Source organism: Rothia sp. 18CD1-1 (genome assembly GCF_055285355.1).
Genome location: NZ_JBUZLI010000003.1, coordinates 194493 through 210596, shown reverse-complemented (window position 1 = coordinate 210596; position 16104 = coordinate 194493). Strand labels below are relative to the sequence as shown.

Below are 16104 nucleotides of genomic sequence, written 5' to 3'. Positions count from 1 at the left end.
GCCATGAGCTTGAACCTACTAGATTCCGCGGACCAGCGTCGGACAACGGCTCTGGCTCATCTTGATACCGAGAAACAAGCTCAGCGGGGCCAGTACTTTACTCCACTTTCGGTGGCACGCATCATCGCGGGGCTCTTCCGAGTGCCTGAGAGTCGTTCAATACGTGTGCTCGACCCTGGTGCTGGTAGCGGCATCCTTTCAGCAGCGCTCATCGAAAGACTTCGTATCGAGCGCCCAGATGCTGAGGTGCACATCGTTGCCGTTGAGAATGACCCTCTCCTGCGTCCTGGATTGGCCGAGACTCTCTCAGAACTTGAAAGTGTCAATGGAGTCTCAACAGAGCTTGTCGATTCAGACTTCTTGTCCTGGGCGCTCGTAACTGACCAGCGATTTGACCTTGTCGTCCAGAATCCGCCATACACGAAGCTTCGATCAGGTAGTGAGGCCCAACGGCTCCTGCGTGATAATGGCATTCACGTGCCCAACGTATACGCAGCCTTCCTTGCCCTCGGTCTGCATCTGCTCGTTCCTGGCGGGCAGCAAGTAGCAATCACGCCCCGCTCATGGATGAATGGAACCTACTACTCTGACTTCCGACATACGTTCGTTCGTAAAGCGGGGATCGATGCGATCTACACCTTTGAGAGTCGATCTCGGGTATTTGGTGACTTGGGTGTGCTTCAGGAGTCCATCATCGTTGCTGCAACTCTAGGGGCATTCCCGGACAAAGTACTTGTGCAAGCATCGTTCGACCACGACACCGAGCCATCTTCGCGCAATGTGGACTATTCGGAGGTAGTGACACCTGACTTCATTCATGTCCCTGCGACAGAGAAAGATTCTGGGGCGGTCGCGTGGATGATCGCGCTCGTTGACTTGACGCTGGCTGACCTCGGGTTGACTGTTTCAACCGGTCGCGTGGTGGACTTCCGGTCGCGTGAAATGCTTCATAGTGAACGTATCGAAGGGGCGGTGCCTATGGTCAATGCATCGCACCTGCGTGGTGGTATCGTCCATCATCCAATCGGGGCGAAGAAGCCCGAGTGGTTCCACTCTGACCCGGTAACCATGGCTAAACTCGTCGTACCGGGTGGGTCCTATGTACTGATCAAGCGCTTCTCTGCGAAGGAGGAGAGACGTCGCATCGTCAGTGCCGTATGGCGTTCCGAAAGCTGTGTGGCCTTCGATAATAAGCTCAACTACATCCACCAAGACGGCCATGGCCTAGACCCGGAAATTGCCGCAGGTTTGGCGATATTCCTAAATTCCACCAGGGTCGATGAGTACTTCCGGGTGTTCTCCGGGCACACACAGGTCAATGCCACGGACCTGCGAATGATGCGATTCCCGTCTCTCGAGCAACTTCGTGCACTGGCCAAACATGCTGTGGCTGACCAACAGGACATCGACAGTGCGGTTGAACATGTTGTTGCTCGTGAGGAGGTGTGCGTGTGACACGTCTCGACGAGGCGCGGAAGATCCTTGAAGCATTTGGATTTGACAAAGCCAGGACTAATGCAAGAGCGGCTCGCACCCTGCTGGCTTTGGCGCAGCTCGATGAGCAGTCCCAGTGGGCGGATGCATCCAATCCGATGCTCGGTGTACGGGCGATTCTCGACTGGATTCGAGAACGCCTCGGTGTCGAGGTTGCAGAGAACACGAGAGAGACTTACCGCCGCCAGACCCTGCATCAGTTCCGTGACGCGGGGTTCGTCATATACAACGATGACGATCCAGCCCGCCCCACGAATTCGAGCGCGAACAACTACCGAATCAACCCTGAAGCACTCAAAGTGATCAGGCTCTACGGCACACCGAGTTTCGATGAGGCACTCAGTGGCTATCTCTCCGTTGTCCCAGGATTACTCGAAAAGTACCAAGCGGCACGAGACTTGACCCGCATTCCAGTGAGACTCCCCGGAGGTCAAGAGTTAACGCTTGGAGGTGGTGGTCAGAACGTACTTATCAAGCAGATGATCGATGACTTCTGTGCCTATTTCATCCCTGATGGGGAGGTGCTCTACATCGGTGACGCTGATGAAAAACTCATGCACTTTGATGAGGCGAAGTTAGCTGATCTCGGCGTGATGGTTGATACCCATGGCAAGCTTCCTGACCTCGTTGTCTACCAAGAGAACAAGAACTGGCTGTTTCTCATGGAAGCGGCGTCAACCCACGGGCCTGTAGATGCGAAGCGCCACGGGGAGCTCCGGACCCTGTTCGCAAGTTCTGCTGCTGGTCTAGTCTACGTGTCCTGCTTTCCTGATCGGGCAACGATGCGGAAATTCCTCGCTGATCTGGCATGGGAGACTGAAGCGTGGTGCGCATCGGATCCGACGCACATGATCCATTTGAACGGTGAACGGTTCCTCGGTCCATATAGCTGACAATCCAGATCAGGCAGGCGGAATGTCGAGTTTTGCACAGGGCATATGTCTGGTGATAAGAAGTGGTGACCAACGTCGTCGCTATTAGCAATTGTTGTCTAGCTATGCGAATCAAAATTGCGTAGCTAGACGACACTGACTCACTAAAAGGAACAAGATGACTTCGCAGAGAACGAGGCAGTATATCAACACTGCTATTGAGTCATTGACGCTTGCAATCGAGCTTTTCAACCGTCCAAGCCCGGTCGGGCGGGAGCATGCGACTGTGATGATGGCTGCGCATGCCTTCGAAATGCTATTCAAAGCGGTTATCTATGAGAGACGGAAGAAGGTCAACTTCAAGAGTGGTGATCGCTCGTTTGATCTCGGCAAATGCATTGATGTTGCCATGTCTGGACTAGGTGTAATTGACTCGGACGATCGTGTAGTCTTGAGAACCCTGAAAGAGGAGCGTGATAATGCGACCCATGACGTCATCAAGCTCAGTGACGATGTACTCTGGTTGCAACTACGTTCCGCCGTCACAATTTTCCGGAAAATCCTACTGAGCTTGACAGGGCAGGACCTTGTTGATGTCATACCTGGACGAGTCTTACCCGTCTCGGCAACGCCGCCAACGGATGTAGCGCTCGTTGTGGGCAAGGAAGCTGAGCAGATCGCCAAATTGTTGAGGCCAGGGAAACGCAACGGAGCAGAGGCCCGAGCCCGCCTTCTTCCGTTGATGGCCTTGGATCGTGCGGCTCGCGGACTTGATGTGTCGCCGACCGAAGCTGATATCAAGGCAGTGACAGCTGATCTTAAAGCACAGAAGAAGTGGGAAGTGGTCTTTCCTGGTGTCGTGGGTCTACGTGTTACAGCTGGGCTCCGATCGTCGGATCAGGTGCAAGAGATAAGTCTGAAGATCGACCCAAAGCATGGTGAACTTGCTGTGCGGCTGGCACGTGAGGGAGAGGATGCTGTTGCCTACCGTGAAGTAGATACTTTCGATCGGTATTCCATCAAGGTGAGTGAGTTCGGACCCAAGCTTGGCTTGAGTACATATCAAGGATATGCAGTGATCCAAGCTCTGAAGCTACGGGACGATCCCGCGTGCTATAAGGTGATACGAACGAGTATGGGGAATATCCGATTCCAAGGCTTATCAGTCGTTGCGCTGGAGAGGGCCAGAAAAGCTATCAAAGACGACTCAGATCTTGTTGAGAAGGCTGTCACTGACTATAAGGCTGATAAAGCTCGTATTAGGAAGCAACGCAGAAACGTCTGAGGAATATCTGTCCGGTTATAGTTTGGTGATGGTGGGCGTTCGCCGGGTGTGGTGTTCAAAATTGTCTTGATATTTCGCAAGCCATGACGGTTAACTTCTTCAGAGTGGAGTTCCGCTTCAACGTGTAGGTCGGGTAAACCTCCTTGCCGATTGGCGGTGACCTGGGTAGCCTATGTGCAGCCCGACGGCCCGCTACCCCTCTAGGTAGGTCGCCAGGTGTTTGCCGGTGAGGGTCTTGCCCTCTTTCACCAGCTGGGCGGGTGTGCCGGCAAAAACTAGCTGCCCGCCGTTGCTGCCGGCCCCCGGGCCCAGGTCAATGATGTGGTCGGCATGGGCCATCACCGCCTGGTGGTGCTCTATCACCACCACGGTTTTACCCGAGTCGACCAGGCGGTCAAGAAGTTCCAGCAGTTGGCTAATATCGGCAAGGTGCAGGCCGGCCGTGGGCTCGTCCAGCACAAAAACACTGCCTTTCTCGCCCATGTGGGTGACCAGCTTGAGCCGCTGACGCTCGCCGCCGGATAGGGTGGATAGCTGCTGGCCCAGGCTGATATAGCCCAGACCCACGTCAACCATGCGGGTAAGGACCTTAGCCACCGCGGCAACCCGGGTCTCTTTTGCGCTAAAAAATTCCAGTGCCCTCTGCGCCGGTAGTTCCAATACTTCGGAGATATTAAGCCCACCAAAGGTGTAGCCCAAAACCTCGTCCTTGAACCGTTTACCCTCGCAGGTGTCGCACAGCTGGGAGACCCTGTTCATCACGCCGATTTCAATCTCCACCGTGCCGGTGCCCTTACACACCGGGCAGGCCCCGTCAGAATTAGCCGAAAAAAGACCGGGCTTTACCCCGTTAGCCTTGGCAAAAGCCTTACGAATACCGTCGAGCATACCGGTATAGGTGGCGGGGTTAGAGCGGCGAGAACCGCGAATGGGTGTCTGGTCGATAGCAATGACCGGCTGCCCCTCGACCTCGGCACCCACCAGGTTGCCGTGGATCAGTGACGACTTCCCGGAGCCGGCCACCCCGGTGACCACGGTGAGCACACCCAGCGGAATATCAACATCCACCGACCGAAGGTTATTCTGTGCGGCCCCGCGAATCTCGAAGAAGCCGCTCGGCTGCCGCAGACTACCTTTGAGTTCTGCCCGGTAGCTCAGGTAGCGGCCGGTGAGAGTGTCTGACTCCTTCAACCCGGCATAGCTTCCCTCAAAGACTATTTCCCCGCCGGCGGAACCGGCACCGGGCCCCAAATCCACCACGTGGTCGGCCAGGGCAATGGTCTCCGGCTTGTGCTCAACCACCAGCACCGTATTGCCCTTATCGCGCAGGGAGAGCAGCAGCGAGTTCATGCTGGTCACATCGTGGGGGTGCAGGCCCACACTGGGCTCATCAAAAATGTAGGTGATATCGGTGAGGGCAGAACCCAGGTGTCTAATCATTTTGGCCCGCTGGGCTTCGCCACCGGAGAGACTGGCTGCCGGGCGGTCTAGGGAAATGTAGCCCAGCCCGATCTGAACAAAAGCCTCAAGAGTTTTCTGTATGCTCTCCAGTAGGGGAGCCACGCCCGGTTCGTCGAGCTCACTCACCCACTTCAGCAAATCAGCCACCTGCATGGCGGTGAGATCGGCAATGTTTTTTCCCCGAATCATCGAACTCAGTGCCTGTTCGTTGAGGCGGGTTCCACCGCAGCCGGGGCAGGTAACAAAGGTAATGGCCCGGTCAACAAAGGCGCGCACATGCGCCTGCATGGATTCCCGCTCCTTGGCCAGCATAGATTTCTCGATACGGGGAACCAGCCCCTCATAGGTCATGTTAATGCCGGCAATCTTGGTGCGCACCGGCTCTCTATAGAGAAAATCGTTGAGCTGCTGCTCGGTAAAGGTGCGTATGGGCCGGTTGGCGGGGAAGAAACCGGATTCGCGGTAGAGGCGGGCATTCCAGCTGTCTTTTCCGAAGCCGGGGATTTTAAAGAGGTCATCTTCAAGAGTGAGGTTTTCATCGTAGAGCTGGGTGAGATCAATATCGTTAATCCTGCCTAAGCCGTTGCAGACGGGGCACATGCCGCCCTGCCTGCTGAACCTCACTACCTCTTTGGTGGCTCCGGCCTTCTCTACCGTACGGGCACCCTGGGCGCTGACCGTTGCCACGTTAAAAGAATAGGCGTTGGGCCCACCGATGCGCGGTTCTGCCAGGCGGGAGAAGAGCACCCGGAGGAGGGCGGTGGTATCGGTTGCCGTACCCACGGTTGAGCGGGGGTTGCCCCCCAGCCGCTCCTGGTCAACCACAATTGCTGCGGTGAGTCCCTCAAGAAGATCAACATCGGCCCGGGGCAGATGGGACATAAAGCCCTGGACAAAAGCGGGGTAGGTCTCGTTGAGCAGCCTCTGGGATTCGGCGGCTACGGTGCCAAAAACCAAAGATGATTTGCCTGAACCGGATACCCCGGTGAACATGGTGAGCCTGCGCTTGGGAACCTCGACACTAACATTCTTGAGGTTGTTCTGATGGGCACCCCACACGCGAATCGCGGTGTGGCTGTCTGCGGCAGAACCGCCGGTTTGGGTATTGTCGGGCACTATGAGCTCCAGGGGCGAGAGTGAAAAGATACGTTTCAGATTCTAGCCTGCTTTACCTCACACAGGAATCTGCGGTCCCGAAGAGCGGGGAGGAAACATACCGGTGTCTTGCCCGTTCACCGGATTCTGCACCAGAATAGAGACATGGCTGAAACTAAATTCCAAGGTAACCCTGTCTCTACCAGCGGCGAGCTACCCACCGTGGGTACCCAGGCTCCCGGGTTCACGCTGACAGCTACCGACCTGTCAGATGTGAAGCTTTCCGACTACGCAGGCAAAAATATTGTGCTTAACATCTTTCCCTCGGTAGACACCGGTGTGTGCGCCCAGTCGGTGCGCACCTTCAATAAAGATGCCGCGGGACTAGAAAACACCGCGGTCATCTGCGTATCACATGACCTCCCTTTCGCCCTTGACCGCTTTTGTGCGGCCGAGGGAATCGACAACGTGGTCAGCGCCTCCGCCTTCCGCTCCAGCTTTGGTAAAGACTACGGTGTGACCCAGACCGATGGCCCCCTGGCAGGTCTGCTGGCCCGGGCGGTAGTGGTTCTCGACGCCTCCGGTACCGTGATCTACACCCAGCTTGTCCCCGAAATCACCGAGGAACCCGACTACGAGTCAGCGCTGGCCGCTCTGACCTAGGCCGTACAGGGATACTAAGAATCCCGGCGGCGTAGGCAGCGGGCAGGGTGAGGGGAGCAAAACACCTGTTCCCTCACCCCGCCCGCTGCATTAGTCGGTGACAAAAACCCAGGTGGCAAGTACCACGCACACCAGGGTGCCCACCACCATGGAAAGAACCATATTTTTTCGCCACAGGTGCACCGCGACGGTGACCGCTACGGCAAGCAGGTAGGGCAGAGCGGTGGATGCCGACGAATAATCAATTTCAAAAAGGGCATAGGCCGCAAGCAGGATCATGGCACCCAGGGGAACCCACGCCGCCAGCTTCTGCATGAGGGCGGATTCTTTGAGGATCGATTTCAACCCAAAAGGAAGTAACCGCAGCGCAAAGGTGATGGCTGCCGAGAGGAAGATCGCTGCCAGGATATAGCTGTTGCCGGTCATTGTCGATCCTCCTGAATACTGTGGCCGCTTGTTGCCGCAGCTCCCAAGAGTTTTTTGCGTTCGCCCGCGTAGCGAAGAATGAGGAGCGCCACAAAGAGTAGCAGAGCGACGGTGAGCATGGAGGTGGGGAAGAAAATCATGGAAATGGCGGCCGAGAGCAGGGCTAGCAGGGTGGTGCGGTTATCTTTTTGAGCGCGGTACGCATCAAGCGCAAGGATGATGAAGAGGGCGGTCATCACAAAATCAATCCCCTTAATGTGCGAGAGAAAACCCGCACCCACCAGTACACCCAGGGTGGAGCCTGCCGCCCAGCAGACGTGCAGGATAAAGCTGATCCACAGTATTCTTGATGACCTCAATCGGTCGGAGCCGCCACCCACGTTGAGGGCAAAGTTTTCATCGCTCAGAGTGTAAATAGAATACAGTTTGCCCCAGAACCCCTGTACCCGGTGCAGGGGAAAGGACAGCCCGTATACCAGGTGCCGTGAATTGACCAAAAAGGTGGTGGCTGCAATGGTGGTGAGGGGCGCCCCCGATGCTATCAGCACCACCAGCAGAAACTCTACAGATCCGGCGTAGACAACCAGGGAAATCACCGGGGCAACCCACCAGGGTAGTCCTAGCGAGGCAATGAGGATTCCCAGCCCGACTCCCAGCACAATAAAACCGCCGAACACCACACCGGCTGCACGAAAAGCCTCGTGCAGCCCCGATTCGCCGGGGAGGCTCGGTTCGTAGAAGCTCTCTGGGGAGTCGCTGTCGGATCGGCCCCCACCGTGCTGCCGAGAATCAGCGCTATCTGAAGGATGTACCATACCGTAATAGTAGACCGGCTGGACTACCCGAGAAAATATGCGGACCCGGGGAAATAGCGGGGGCCTCGTGCACGTTAGGATGGGTAGCACAAAATTTTAGGTGATTGGAGAAGTATGAGTGCACGATCTGAAGATCCTCGTTACCGTTCTGTTCGGGTGGAGAGGGTCGGGCAGACCCGCTACCGGGCTACCGCAGATAGCGGTGCCTCCCTTGAGTTTGGGCGGGGTGAGGGTCTGCTTACCCCGGTGGATCTGCTGCTTGCCGCGGTTGCTGGCTGTTCCTCAATAGACCTGGACGTGGTGACCTCCCGGCGGTCTGAGCCAGAAAAATTTGAGGTGGTGTCGTCGGCGATGAAGGTGAACGAGGACGGCGCGGTGCGGCTTGACGACGTACAGGTGAGTTTTAATGTCACCTTCCCCGCCGATGCCGCGGGTGAGCAGGCGAGCCGCATGGTTGACCGGCTGTTGAAACTGTCGCATGACAAGGACTGTACGGTGTCGCGTACCGTGGAGCACGCCACCGAGGTGAATTTTATCAATGAGAACACCGGCGAGAGCTAGGGTGTGATTCGAGGTGCTCACCGGCTGGCCGGTGCCCTGTATCCGGGGTAAAGATGGTAGTCTGAAGTTTGTCTTACCTAGCATTAGATAAATTTCAGACCGGAAGGCCGAGTTCATGGCTGAAACCTCCCACACCCCAGAGCTAAACCAATCGGAACAGCAGCTCAAGCGCGGTCTGAAAAGCCGCCACATGCAGATGATCGCAATCGGCGGCGCTATCGGCACCGGCCTCTTTGTGGCCTCGGGCTCCACGGTCGCCACCGCCGGACCCGGCGGGGCCCTGCTCGCTTACTCGCTGATCGGTCTCATGGTGCTGCTTCTTATGCAGTCCCTGGGCGAGATGTCATCTCACCTGCCGGTACCGGGTTCCTTCCAAACTTTCGCCAGCCGCTATGTCTCGCAGTCTTTTGGTTTTGCCATGGGCTGGAACTACTGGTTCAACTGGGCTATCACTGTGGCCACCGAGCTGGTTGCGGCCGGTATCGTCATGAACTTCTGGCTGCCAGGGGTTCCCGGCTGGGTGTGGGCCGCAGTATTCCTGCTCCTGCTTTTCGGTATTAATGCTCTTTCTGCCCGCGCCTACGGTGAGAGCGAGTTCTGGTTGGCCACTATCAAGGTGGTGGCCGTTATTGTTTTTCTTGTCGCCGGGGTCGCCATGATCTTCGGTATCCTGGGCGGTAACTCACCGGGCTTTGCTAACTGGACTGTGGGGGAGGCCCCCTTTGTGGGCGGGCCCATGTCAATTATCGCTATCTTTATGATTGCCGGTTTCTCTTTTCAGGGCACTGAGATGGTGGGGGTTGCCGCCGGAGAATCAGAGAATCCCCGCCGCGATGTCCCCAGGGCTATCCATTCGGTTTTCTGGAGGATTCTGCTTTTCTATATCGGTGCTTTTATCGTGATCGGTTTCCTCATTCCCTACACCGACCCCAACCTACTGCGCGCCCAGGAGACCGATATCGCCTACTCGCCCTTCACACTGGTGTTTGAGCGGGCCGGTATCGCGTTTGCCGCCTCGGTGATGAACGCGGTGATTCTTACGGCAATCCTCTCCGCCGGTAACTCGGGTCTCTACGTGTCGTCTCGGATGCTTTACTCACTGGCGGTCAACGGACGGGCACCAAAGATTTTTAAACGGGTGAACAGGCACGGGATCCCCATGCCCGCCCTGGTAGCTACCTCCGCGGTGGGCCTCTTCGGTTTTCTCACCGCGATCATGGGCCAGGGAGAGGCCTATACTTGGCTGGTCAGTGTCTCGGGTCTTTCCGGTTTTATTGCTTGGCTGGGAATAGCTATCTGCCACTATCGTTTCCGGCGGGCCTACCTTGCCCAGGGAAAATCTTTGGCGGACCTGCCCTATACCGCTCCCTTCTTCCCCCTGGGGCCGATTGTGGCGCTGTGCATGTGTGTGCTGGTGATCCTGGGTCAAAACTATGAGGCGGTTTTTGCGGGGCAGTTTGTTCAGGTGGCGAGCGCCTATATTGGTCTACCGGTATTTCTTGCCGTGTGGGGTGTCCATAAGCTGGTGACCGGTGACAAAAAAATTCCGCTTCAGGATATCGATGTTTCCGGCCTCGAGGTGAAACAGTAGAAGATCATGAGCGTGCACCGGCTACTCTGTGAGGCACCGGCGGTCCTGTCGTATTCCTGGGTACTGACCGCCGGCGATCTTGAGAAGGACGTTTAGAGGGCGTACTGTACCGGCAGTTTCCCCGTGCTAATGGCCTCCTGCATGGCATAAAAATCTTCGGTGCATGTCTGTGCATAGGAGTGAGCCCACTGTCCCAGCAGCCGGTCAAAGATGCTGTCTGCTTCGCAGAAAACAGCGATATCGTCGATGTGCCGGGACTGGGCGTGGGCCCTGGCCAGCAGGGCCGCACACACTTTGGCCGTCTGTTTGAGACCGTCACGGTCAAGGGCAGAGAGGTTGATGGACCCTTTCATGTCCCTAAACTGGCGCACATAGTAGTCGGCGGTGGTCCCCTGTCGGGTAGGCACACCCTCGACCCAGCCCAAAAAAGGATCCGACTGGGACTGCATCACCCGCTGACCGGCAACCACCCGAAAGCCGTTGCCCATGGGCCGGTCGGGAAAACCCAAAGAATCCGATGTCTGCTCAATCTTCCCGTAGCTGTGCAAGACGGTATCCTGGGCCTCTTTCATCTGTAGAAAGAGCGGGTTTTTTAGCCGGTCTTCAAGCAGGGTAATGAAACAGCGGGTACCCACAGACCCCACCCCCACCACGCGAAGCACATGATCTTTCAGGGTAAAATTCCGTAACAGGTAGCGAATATCGGGGCGGGCAGAGTAGAGGTACTGCTGCCAGATCTGCTCGATAGCGTCGGCGGTAAACTCTTCGCTGTGCATGGTCAGCGGAGGCTGGTCGACAATGCGGGTCTTCCCCGACTCGTCGGTTACGGTGAACTTGTGCAGGGCCTGCTCAGAGTTGCGGGTGCGGGCCTTCTTCTCGAATTTGGTGAAGAGGGGCTGGTATTTCTTTTTCACCAGTTCTTCAAACGTGTCGGTGTTGACCCTGGCGTAGTAGCGGTCCAGCGCGCTTTCTTCGTTCATACGCAAAATAGTGCGGCGATAGTACTTAGATGTTTTCTCGGCCAGAAGCGTGGCGGTATCCTCTGACTCGCCGTTATCAATGGCCGCCAGGTAGACGCTGGCTGCAAGCCGCTTGAGGTCCCACTCAAAGGGGCCCCGGCCGGCCTCATCAAAATCATTGAGGTCAAAGAGCAGGTCGCGCTCGGGAGAGGCAAAGTAACCAAAGTTACCGATATGAGCGTCACCGCAGATGAGGGGCATAACACCGGAGTTGGGGCGGGTGGCGAGGTCGGCCGCCATCGGGCCGGCGGTGCCGCGATAGTAGGTGAAGGGGGACTCCGACATGCGCCCAAAACGGACCGGAACCAGCTCGGGCAGACGGGTCTTATTCTGCTCGATAATAATGTCAAGAGGATCAATCTCGCGGGCCGGCGGCGCCATGAGCGCCTCAATATCCGAGCGGGGAATCATGAGCTGCAACCTATCGGTCAGTGATGTGCTACCACCACAAGTATAAAGTGTGCCGCACCGGTGGAGGCAACCGCCACCCTGCGTCGGTTCCACCGGTCAGGTGGGACCGTTACAATTGCAATAGTTTTATTCCAGTCGGGTGAGGACACGAGGTGGCTAAACTTTATTTCCGCTACGGCGCCATGAACTCGGGCAAATCAACCGCGCTGCTGCAGGCCGCATACAACTATGAGGAACGCGGACAGCGTGTACTGATTGCCAAACCGGAGGTAGACACCAAGGGCGATCACGATGTGCTGTCGCGCCTGGGCGTGCGCCGTCGCGTTGACTTTACGGTGGGCGCGCAGCAGCAGGTGCGGGACCTCTTTCACCGGGCAGCGCGGGCGGGCCACCCCGATGCTCTCCACCGTAAACTGCCGGTCTCCTGCCTGCTCATTGACGAGGCACAGTTTTTGACCGGCGAACAGGTGGACGATCTCATGCGCATCGCCGTACTCGATGGTGTACCGGTCATGTGCTACGGTATCCGCACCGACTTCAGAACACGGGCCTTCCCCGGCTCAGCGAGACTGCTGGAGATCGCCCACACGCTGGAGGAGCTCAAAACTATTTGCCGCTGCGGCAAAAAGGCGCTCTTTAACGGGCGCACGGTAGACGGCGTCTTTGTATTCTCCGGCTCGCAGGTGGCTATCGACGGAACCAGTGTAGGTTACGAGTCGCTGTGCGCTAGCTGCTACCTGCAAGAATCCGGCGGTCTCCTCTTCCACCGGGCCTGAGGGCCGGGTGCACCCGGACCGGGCCCTCAGAGAGGGAATCTTCTCTGAGCTGCCCGGCCACCTACCGATGGTCGGTTTGCGACCCGGACGGCTCTAGACCTTCACCGAATCTATGATCGCGTTGAGAGTTTTAGAGGGACGCATGGTAGCCGCTGCCAGGTGCTCGGAGGGTCGGTAGTAGCCGCCCAGGTCCACCGGCGCCCCCTGCACCGCTGAGAGCTCTCCCACGATTTTTTCCTCATTCTCACCCAGGGCGGTGGCTACCGGGGCGAACCGGGCCGCTAGATCGGGGTCATCGGTCTGACGCGCCAACTCCTCCGCCCAGTACTTGGCCAGGTAGAAGTGTGAGCCGCGGTTATCGATCTCTCCCACTGTCCGTGAAGGAGATTTATTCTCGTTGAGCAGGGTGCCGGTAGCCCGGTCGAGAGTATTGGCGAGTACTCCTGCGGCGGTGTTGCCCTCCCTGTGGGCAAGATGCTCGAAGGAGGCGGCCAGGGCCAAGAACTCACCCAGCGAATCCCAGCGCAGGTGATTTTCTTCAAGTAGCTGCTGCACATGTTTGGGGGCGGAACCGCCGGCACCGGTTTCAAACAGGCCACCACCGTGAATGAGAGGAACGATCGAGAGCATTTTTGCCGAGGTGCCCAGCTCAAGAATGGGAAAGAGATCGGTCAGGTAGTCGCGTAAGACGTTTCCGGTCACCGATACGGTGTCCTCCCCCCGACGGATACGGTCAAGAGAGAACCGGGTGGCCTCGTCCGGGGACAGAATCCGAATATCCAGACCTTCGGTATCGTGTTCGGCCAGGTAACGGTTGACCTTATCCATCAGGTTGCGGTCGTGGGCCCGCGAGGGATCCAGCCAGAAAACAGCGGGGCTTCGCGATTCTCGGGCACGCGCCACGGCCAGCTTAACCCAGTCTTTGACCGGAATATCCTTGGTCTGGCAGGAGCGCCAAATATCTCCGGCCTCCACCGTGTGTTCCATGAGCGGGCTGCCGTCTGAGGCAAGCACCTGGACCTTACCGTCGGCGGGGATCTCAAATGTTTTATCGTGGGAGCCGTACTCCTCGGCTTTCTGCGCCATCAGGCCGACATTGGACACACTGCCCATACGGGTGGGGTCAAAGGCACCGTGCTTCTTGCAATCGGCGATAACGGCCCGATACACCCCGGCATAGGAGGAGTCGGGGATAACCGCCAGGGTATCCTGCTCTTTGCCGTACCTATTCCACATATGCCCGGAGGCGCGAATCATGGCGGGCATTGAGGCATCAACAATCACATCCGAGGGCACGTGCAGGTTGGTGATACCCCGGTCAGAATTGACCATCGCCAGCTCGGGGCCCTTCTCAAATCCGTGCTCAATCTCTCTGCGGGCGCCCTCGGCAATATCGGCGGGCAGAGCATCGAGACCGGAGAGGATAGCCCCCAGCCCATTGCTCCCATCCAGCCCGGCAGCAGAAAGCTCCCGACCGTATCTCTCAAAGAGATCGGAAAAGAAAGCACGCACCACATGGCCAAAAATAATGGGGTCGGACACCTTCATCATGGTTGCTTTCAGGTGCACGGAGAAAAGCACGCCCTCAACCCTGGCACGGTCAATCTGGTCCGCCAAGAACCTGTTCAGGGTGTGAGCACTCATGAACGTGGCATCAACAATCTCGCCGGCAAGCACGGGCAGCGATTCTTTGAGCACGGTCACGGTACCATCGTTGGACACATGGCGGATCGTGAGGGTGTCATCTGCCCCGATCACCACTGATTTTTCGTTGGCGCGAAAATCACCGGAGGCCATGGTGGCAACCTCGGTGCGGGAGGTCGCCTCCCAGACACCCATACTGTGCGGGTTCTGACGCGCATAGTTCTTGACCGAGAGAGGGGCCCGCCGATCCGAGTTTCCCTCACGCAAAACCGGGTTAACCGCCGACCCCTTAACGCGGTCGTAGCGGTTACGAATCTCTTTCTCAGCCTCGGTGATCGCCTCTTCGGGGTAGTCGGGAATCGAAAAACCCGCTGCCTGAAGTTCAGCGATAGCCGCTTTCAGCTGCGGTAGCGACGCCGAAATATTGGGCAGTTTAATGATGTTAGCTTCCGGTTTCTGCGCCAGCTCACCCAACTGACCCAGAGCATCGGGTACGCGCTGCTCCTCGGTAAGAAAGTCGGGAAATTGCGCAAGGATCCTGCCCGATAGCGAGATATCTCGGGTTTCAATGTCGATACCGGCGCTCGCGGCAAAAGCCTCAACAATGGGTTTGAAAGAGTAGGTGGCCAGCAGGGGCGCCTCGTCGGTGTGGGTGTAAACGATCTTTGCCATGGGGCGACTCTCCTCATGTATTACATGTATTACTTACGATGCTGTTTTTAGAATATCGTGAAAGTGCCCTTTACCACAGAATGTTCAGCCTGTGGTGGGCTTGAGTGGGTGCGGTGCTCCCTCATCGATTGATGCCGGGGGGCGGTAAAAAGTGTGTATTGACAGGGTGTGGTTTGCCGTGCCCACCCTGTTTAAACTGGTTGAGTCAGTACTGATGTGGGGGTTTCCCCGTGATGAAAGAAAACAGATAATGAGTGAAAACAGGTTTGGTCTGGTCTATCGCGGTGCGATTGATGAAAACCGTGAGGGCGAAGTGAACCTTCAGCCGGTGAGCTATGCGGCTAACGGGGTTGAGATTGCTGCCAATATCTACACCCCTGCCGGTTACAGTGCAGAGAAGAACTACCCGGCAGTAGCTGTTGCCCACCCTAACGGTGGAGTGAAGGAACAGGTGTCGGGTCTGTTTGCCCAGAAGCTCGCGGAGCAGGGCTATATTGCTATTGCCGCGGATGCCGCCTACCAGGGGGCAAGCGGGGGAGAGCCCCGCAACACGGATTATCCCGCCTACCGGACCGAAGATATCCGGGCGATGGCGGATTTTCTGTTGACCTTTCCCGGCGTTGACCCGCAGCGTTTAGGTGTGCTGGGAATTTGTGGCGGTGGCGGCTACACCATCGATGTGGCTAAGACTGATAAGCGTTTTAAAGCGGTGGCGACTATCAGCATGTTTAACTCGGGGAGGGTGCGCCGTAACGGCTTTGCGGATAGCCAGCTTGACACGGTACAGGACCGTATCCGGCAGGGTTCAGAGGCGCGGACCACGTATATTCAGACCGGAGAAGTTGACTATGTTGGCAACAGGATTGAAGGTAGAGTACACCTGACCCCCGAGCAGCTCGAAGCAATTCCAGCGGGTCTCTACCGTGAGGGTACCGAGTACTACGGTGATACCCACTACCACCCGAATGCGCAGAGCTACTACACGGCTATGAGCTTGACCTACCTCACTAATTTTGATGCCGAAGACCGCGTGGAGCTTATTGACCAGCCTCTGCTGATGATCGCGGGGAGCGAAGCGGACACCTTCTATATGACCGAGGAAGTTTTTAACCGGGCGACGGGGACGCAGAAGAAGGAGCTTCACATGATCGAGGGCGCTACCCATATTCAGACCTACTGGAAAGAGCCCTACGTGACCGAAGAGGCAGAGAAAGTTATCTCATTTTTCAACGCGAATCTCTAACACCTACGCTTGAGAACCGATAGCTAGACTGCACCGGATATATCGGGGCGGGGTATCTTTGATTACCCCGCCCCGA

The 16104-nt window shown here is 57.0% G+C and carries 13 protein-coding genes; 8 read left to right on the top strand and 5 right to left on the bottom strand.

The window, feature by feature from the left end; all coding sequences use genetic code 11:
- Positions 1-3 precede the first annotated feature (3 nt).
- The 3 genes from ACS1BR_RS03065 to ACS1BR_RS03055 all read left to right on the top strand — a co-directional run bounded on the left by ACS1BR_RS03065 (position 4) and on the right by ACS1BR_RS03055 (position 3651).
- Positions 4-1455 carry an Eco57I restriction-modification methylase domain-containing protein gene (locus tag ACS1BR_RS03065; protein ID WP_463560008.1) on the top strand — a complete coding sequence of 484 codons (1452 nt, stop codon included), beginning with the start codon at positions 4-6 and terminating at the stop codon, positions 1453-1455.
- A complete protein-coding gene (locus tag ACS1BR_RS03060) occupies positions 1452-2387 on the top strand; it encodes a BsuBI/PstI family type II restriction endonuclease (protein WP_463560007.1) in 936 nt (311 codons plus the stop codon). The genes ACS1BR_RS03065 and ACS1BR_RS03060 overlap by 4 nt, the downstream gene beginning before the upstream one ends.
- Positions 2388-2544: 157 nt before the next feature.
- Positions 2545-3651 (top strand): DUF3644 domain-containing protein, encoded by a 1107-nt coding sequence (locus tag ACS1BR_RS03055; RefSeq protein WP_463560006.1) that lies wholly within the window; start codon positions 2545-2547, stop codon positions 3649-3651.
- A gap of 192 nt (positions 3652-3843) precedes the next feature.
- On the opposite strand, the gene ACS1BR_RS03050 is transcribed toward ACS1BR_RS03055, so the two are convergent.
- Positions 3844-6231 (bottom strand): ATP-binding cassette domain-containing protein, encoded by a 2388-nt coding sequence (locus ACS1BR_RS03050; RefSeq protein ID WP_463560318.1) that lies wholly within the window; start codon positions 6229-6231, stop codon positions 3844-3846.
- A 141-nt stretch (positions 6232-6372) separates the two neighbouring features.
- Here ACS1BR_RS03050 and tpx point away from each other — a divergent pair, with 141 nt between their 5' ends.
- Complete coding sequence (gene tpx, locus ACS1BR_RS03045) at positions 6373-6870, top strand: thiol peroxidase (RefSeq protein WP_463560005.1); 498 nt, start codon at positions 6373-6375, stop codon at positions 6868-6870.
- A 90-nt stretch (positions 6871-6960) separates the two neighbouring features.
- On the opposite strand, the gene ACS1BR_RS03040 is transcribed toward tpx, so the two are convergent.
- On the bottom strand, positions 6961-7296 hold the full coding sequence (locus ACS1BR_RS03040; RefSeq protein WP_463560004.1) for a branched-chain amino acid transporter permease: 336 nt from the start codon (positions 7294-7296) through the stop codon (positions 6961-6963).
- Positions 7293-8111 carry an AzlC family ABC transporter permease gene (locus ACS1BR_RS03035; protein WP_463560003.1) on the bottom strand — a complete coding sequence of 273 codons (819 nt, stop codon included), beginning with the start codon at positions 8109-8111 and terminating at the stop codon, positions 7293-7295. Before ACS1BR_RS03035 ends, ACS1BR_RS03040 begins: the two co-directional genes overlap by 4 nt.
- A gap of 114 nt (positions 8112-8225) precedes the next feature.
- Here ACS1BR_RS03035 and ACS1BR_RS03030 point away from each other — a divergent pair, with 114 nt between their 5' ends.
- Complete coding sequence (locus ACS1BR_RS03030) at positions 8226-8672, top strand: OsmC family protein (RefSeq protein ID WP_463560002.1); 447 nt, start codon at positions 8226-8228, stop codon at positions 8670-8672.
- Between the two features lie 115 nt (positions 8673-8787).
- Complete coding sequence (locus ACS1BR_RS03025) at positions 8788-10263, top strand: amino acid permease (protein WP_463560001.1); 1476 nt, start codon at positions 8788-8790, stop codon at positions 10261-10263.
- Between the two features lie 92 nt (positions 10264-10355).
- On the opposite strand, the gene ACS1BR_RS03020 is transcribed toward ACS1BR_RS03025, so the two are convergent.
- Positions 10356-11693, bottom strand: a complete 1338-nt coding sequence (locus tag ACS1BR_RS03020; protein ID WP_463560000.1) for a DUF2252 domain-containing protein — start codon at positions 11691-11693, stop codon at positions 10356-10358.
- Between the two features lie 152 nt (positions 11694-11845).
- Between ACS1BR_RS03020 and ACS1BR_RS03015 the strand changes: the two genes are divergently transcribed.
- On the top strand, positions 11846-12469 hold the full coding sequence (locus tag ACS1BR_RS03015; RefSeq protein WP_463559999.1) for a thymidine kinase: 624 nt from the start codon (positions 11846-11848) through the stop codon (positions 12467-12469).
- A 93-nt stretch (positions 12470-12562) separates the two neighbouring features.
- Here ACS1BR_RS03015 and ACS1BR_RS03010 read toward each other — a convergent pair whose 3' ends face one another.
- The gene (locus ACS1BR_RS03010) at positions 12563-14785 is read right to left on the bottom strand and encodes an NADP-dependent isocitrate dehydrogenase (protein WP_463559998.1); all 2223 of its coding nucleotides are present in this window, start codon (positions 14783-14785) and stop codon (positions 12563-12565) included.
- Between the two features lie 250 nt (positions 14786-15035).
- Here ACS1BR_RS03010 and ACS1BR_RS03005 point away from each other — a divergent pair, with 250 nt between their 5' ends.
- The gene (locus ACS1BR_RS03005; protein WP_463559997.1) at positions 15036-16028 is read left to right on the top strand and encodes an alpha/beta hydrolase; all 993 of its coding nucleotides are present in this window, start codon (positions 15036-15038) and stop codon (positions 16026-16028) included.
- Positions 16029-16104 lie beyond the last annotated feature (76 nt).

What these genes read in the sequence shown, in the direction of transcription:
- ACS1BR_RS03065 (WP_463560008.1), top strand. Translation starts at nt 4, where the DNA reads ATGAGCTTGAACCTACTAGATTCCGCGGACCAGCGTCGGACAACGGCT.
- ACS1BR_RS03055 (WP_463560006.1), top strand. Translation starts at nt 2,545, where the DNA reads ATGACTTCGCAGAGAACGAGGCAGTATATCAACACTGCTATTGAGTCA.
- tpx (WP_463560005.1), top strand. Translation starts at nt 6,373, where the DNA reads ATGGCTGAAACTAAATTCCAAGGTAACCCTGTCTCTACCAGCGGCGAG.
- ACS1BR_RS03040 (WP_463560004.1), bottom strand. Translation starts at nt 7,296, where the DNA reads ATGACCGGCAACAGCTATATCCTGGCAGCGATCTTCCTCTCGGCAGCC.
- ACS1BR_RS03035 (WP_463560003.1), bottom strand. Translation starts at nt 8,111, where the DNA reads ATGGTACATCCTTCAGATAGCGCTGATTCTCGGCAGCACGGTGGGGGC.
- ACS1BR_RS03030 (WP_463560002.1), top strand. Translation starts at nt 8,226, where the DNA reads ATGAGTGCACGATCTGAAGATCCTCGTTACCGTTCTGTTCGGGTGGAG.
- ACS1BR_RS03025 (WP_463560001.1), top strand. Translation starts at nt 8,788, where the DNA reads ATGGCTGAAACCTCCCACACCCCAGAGCTAAACCAATCGGAACAGCAG.
- ACS1BR_RS03020 (WP_463560000.1), bottom strand. Translation starts at nt 11,693, where the DNA reads ATGATTCCCCGCTCGGATATTGAGGCGCTCATGGCGCCGCCGGCCCGC.
- ACS1BR_RS03010 (WP_463559998.1), bottom strand. Translation starts at nt 14,785, where the DNA reads ATGGCAAAGATCGTTTACACCCACACCGACGAGGCGCCCCTGCTGGCC.
- ACS1BR_RS03005 (WP_463559997.1), top strand. Translation starts at nt 15,036, where the DNA reads ATGAGTGAAAACAGGTTTGGTCTGGTCTATCGCGGTGCGATTGATGAA.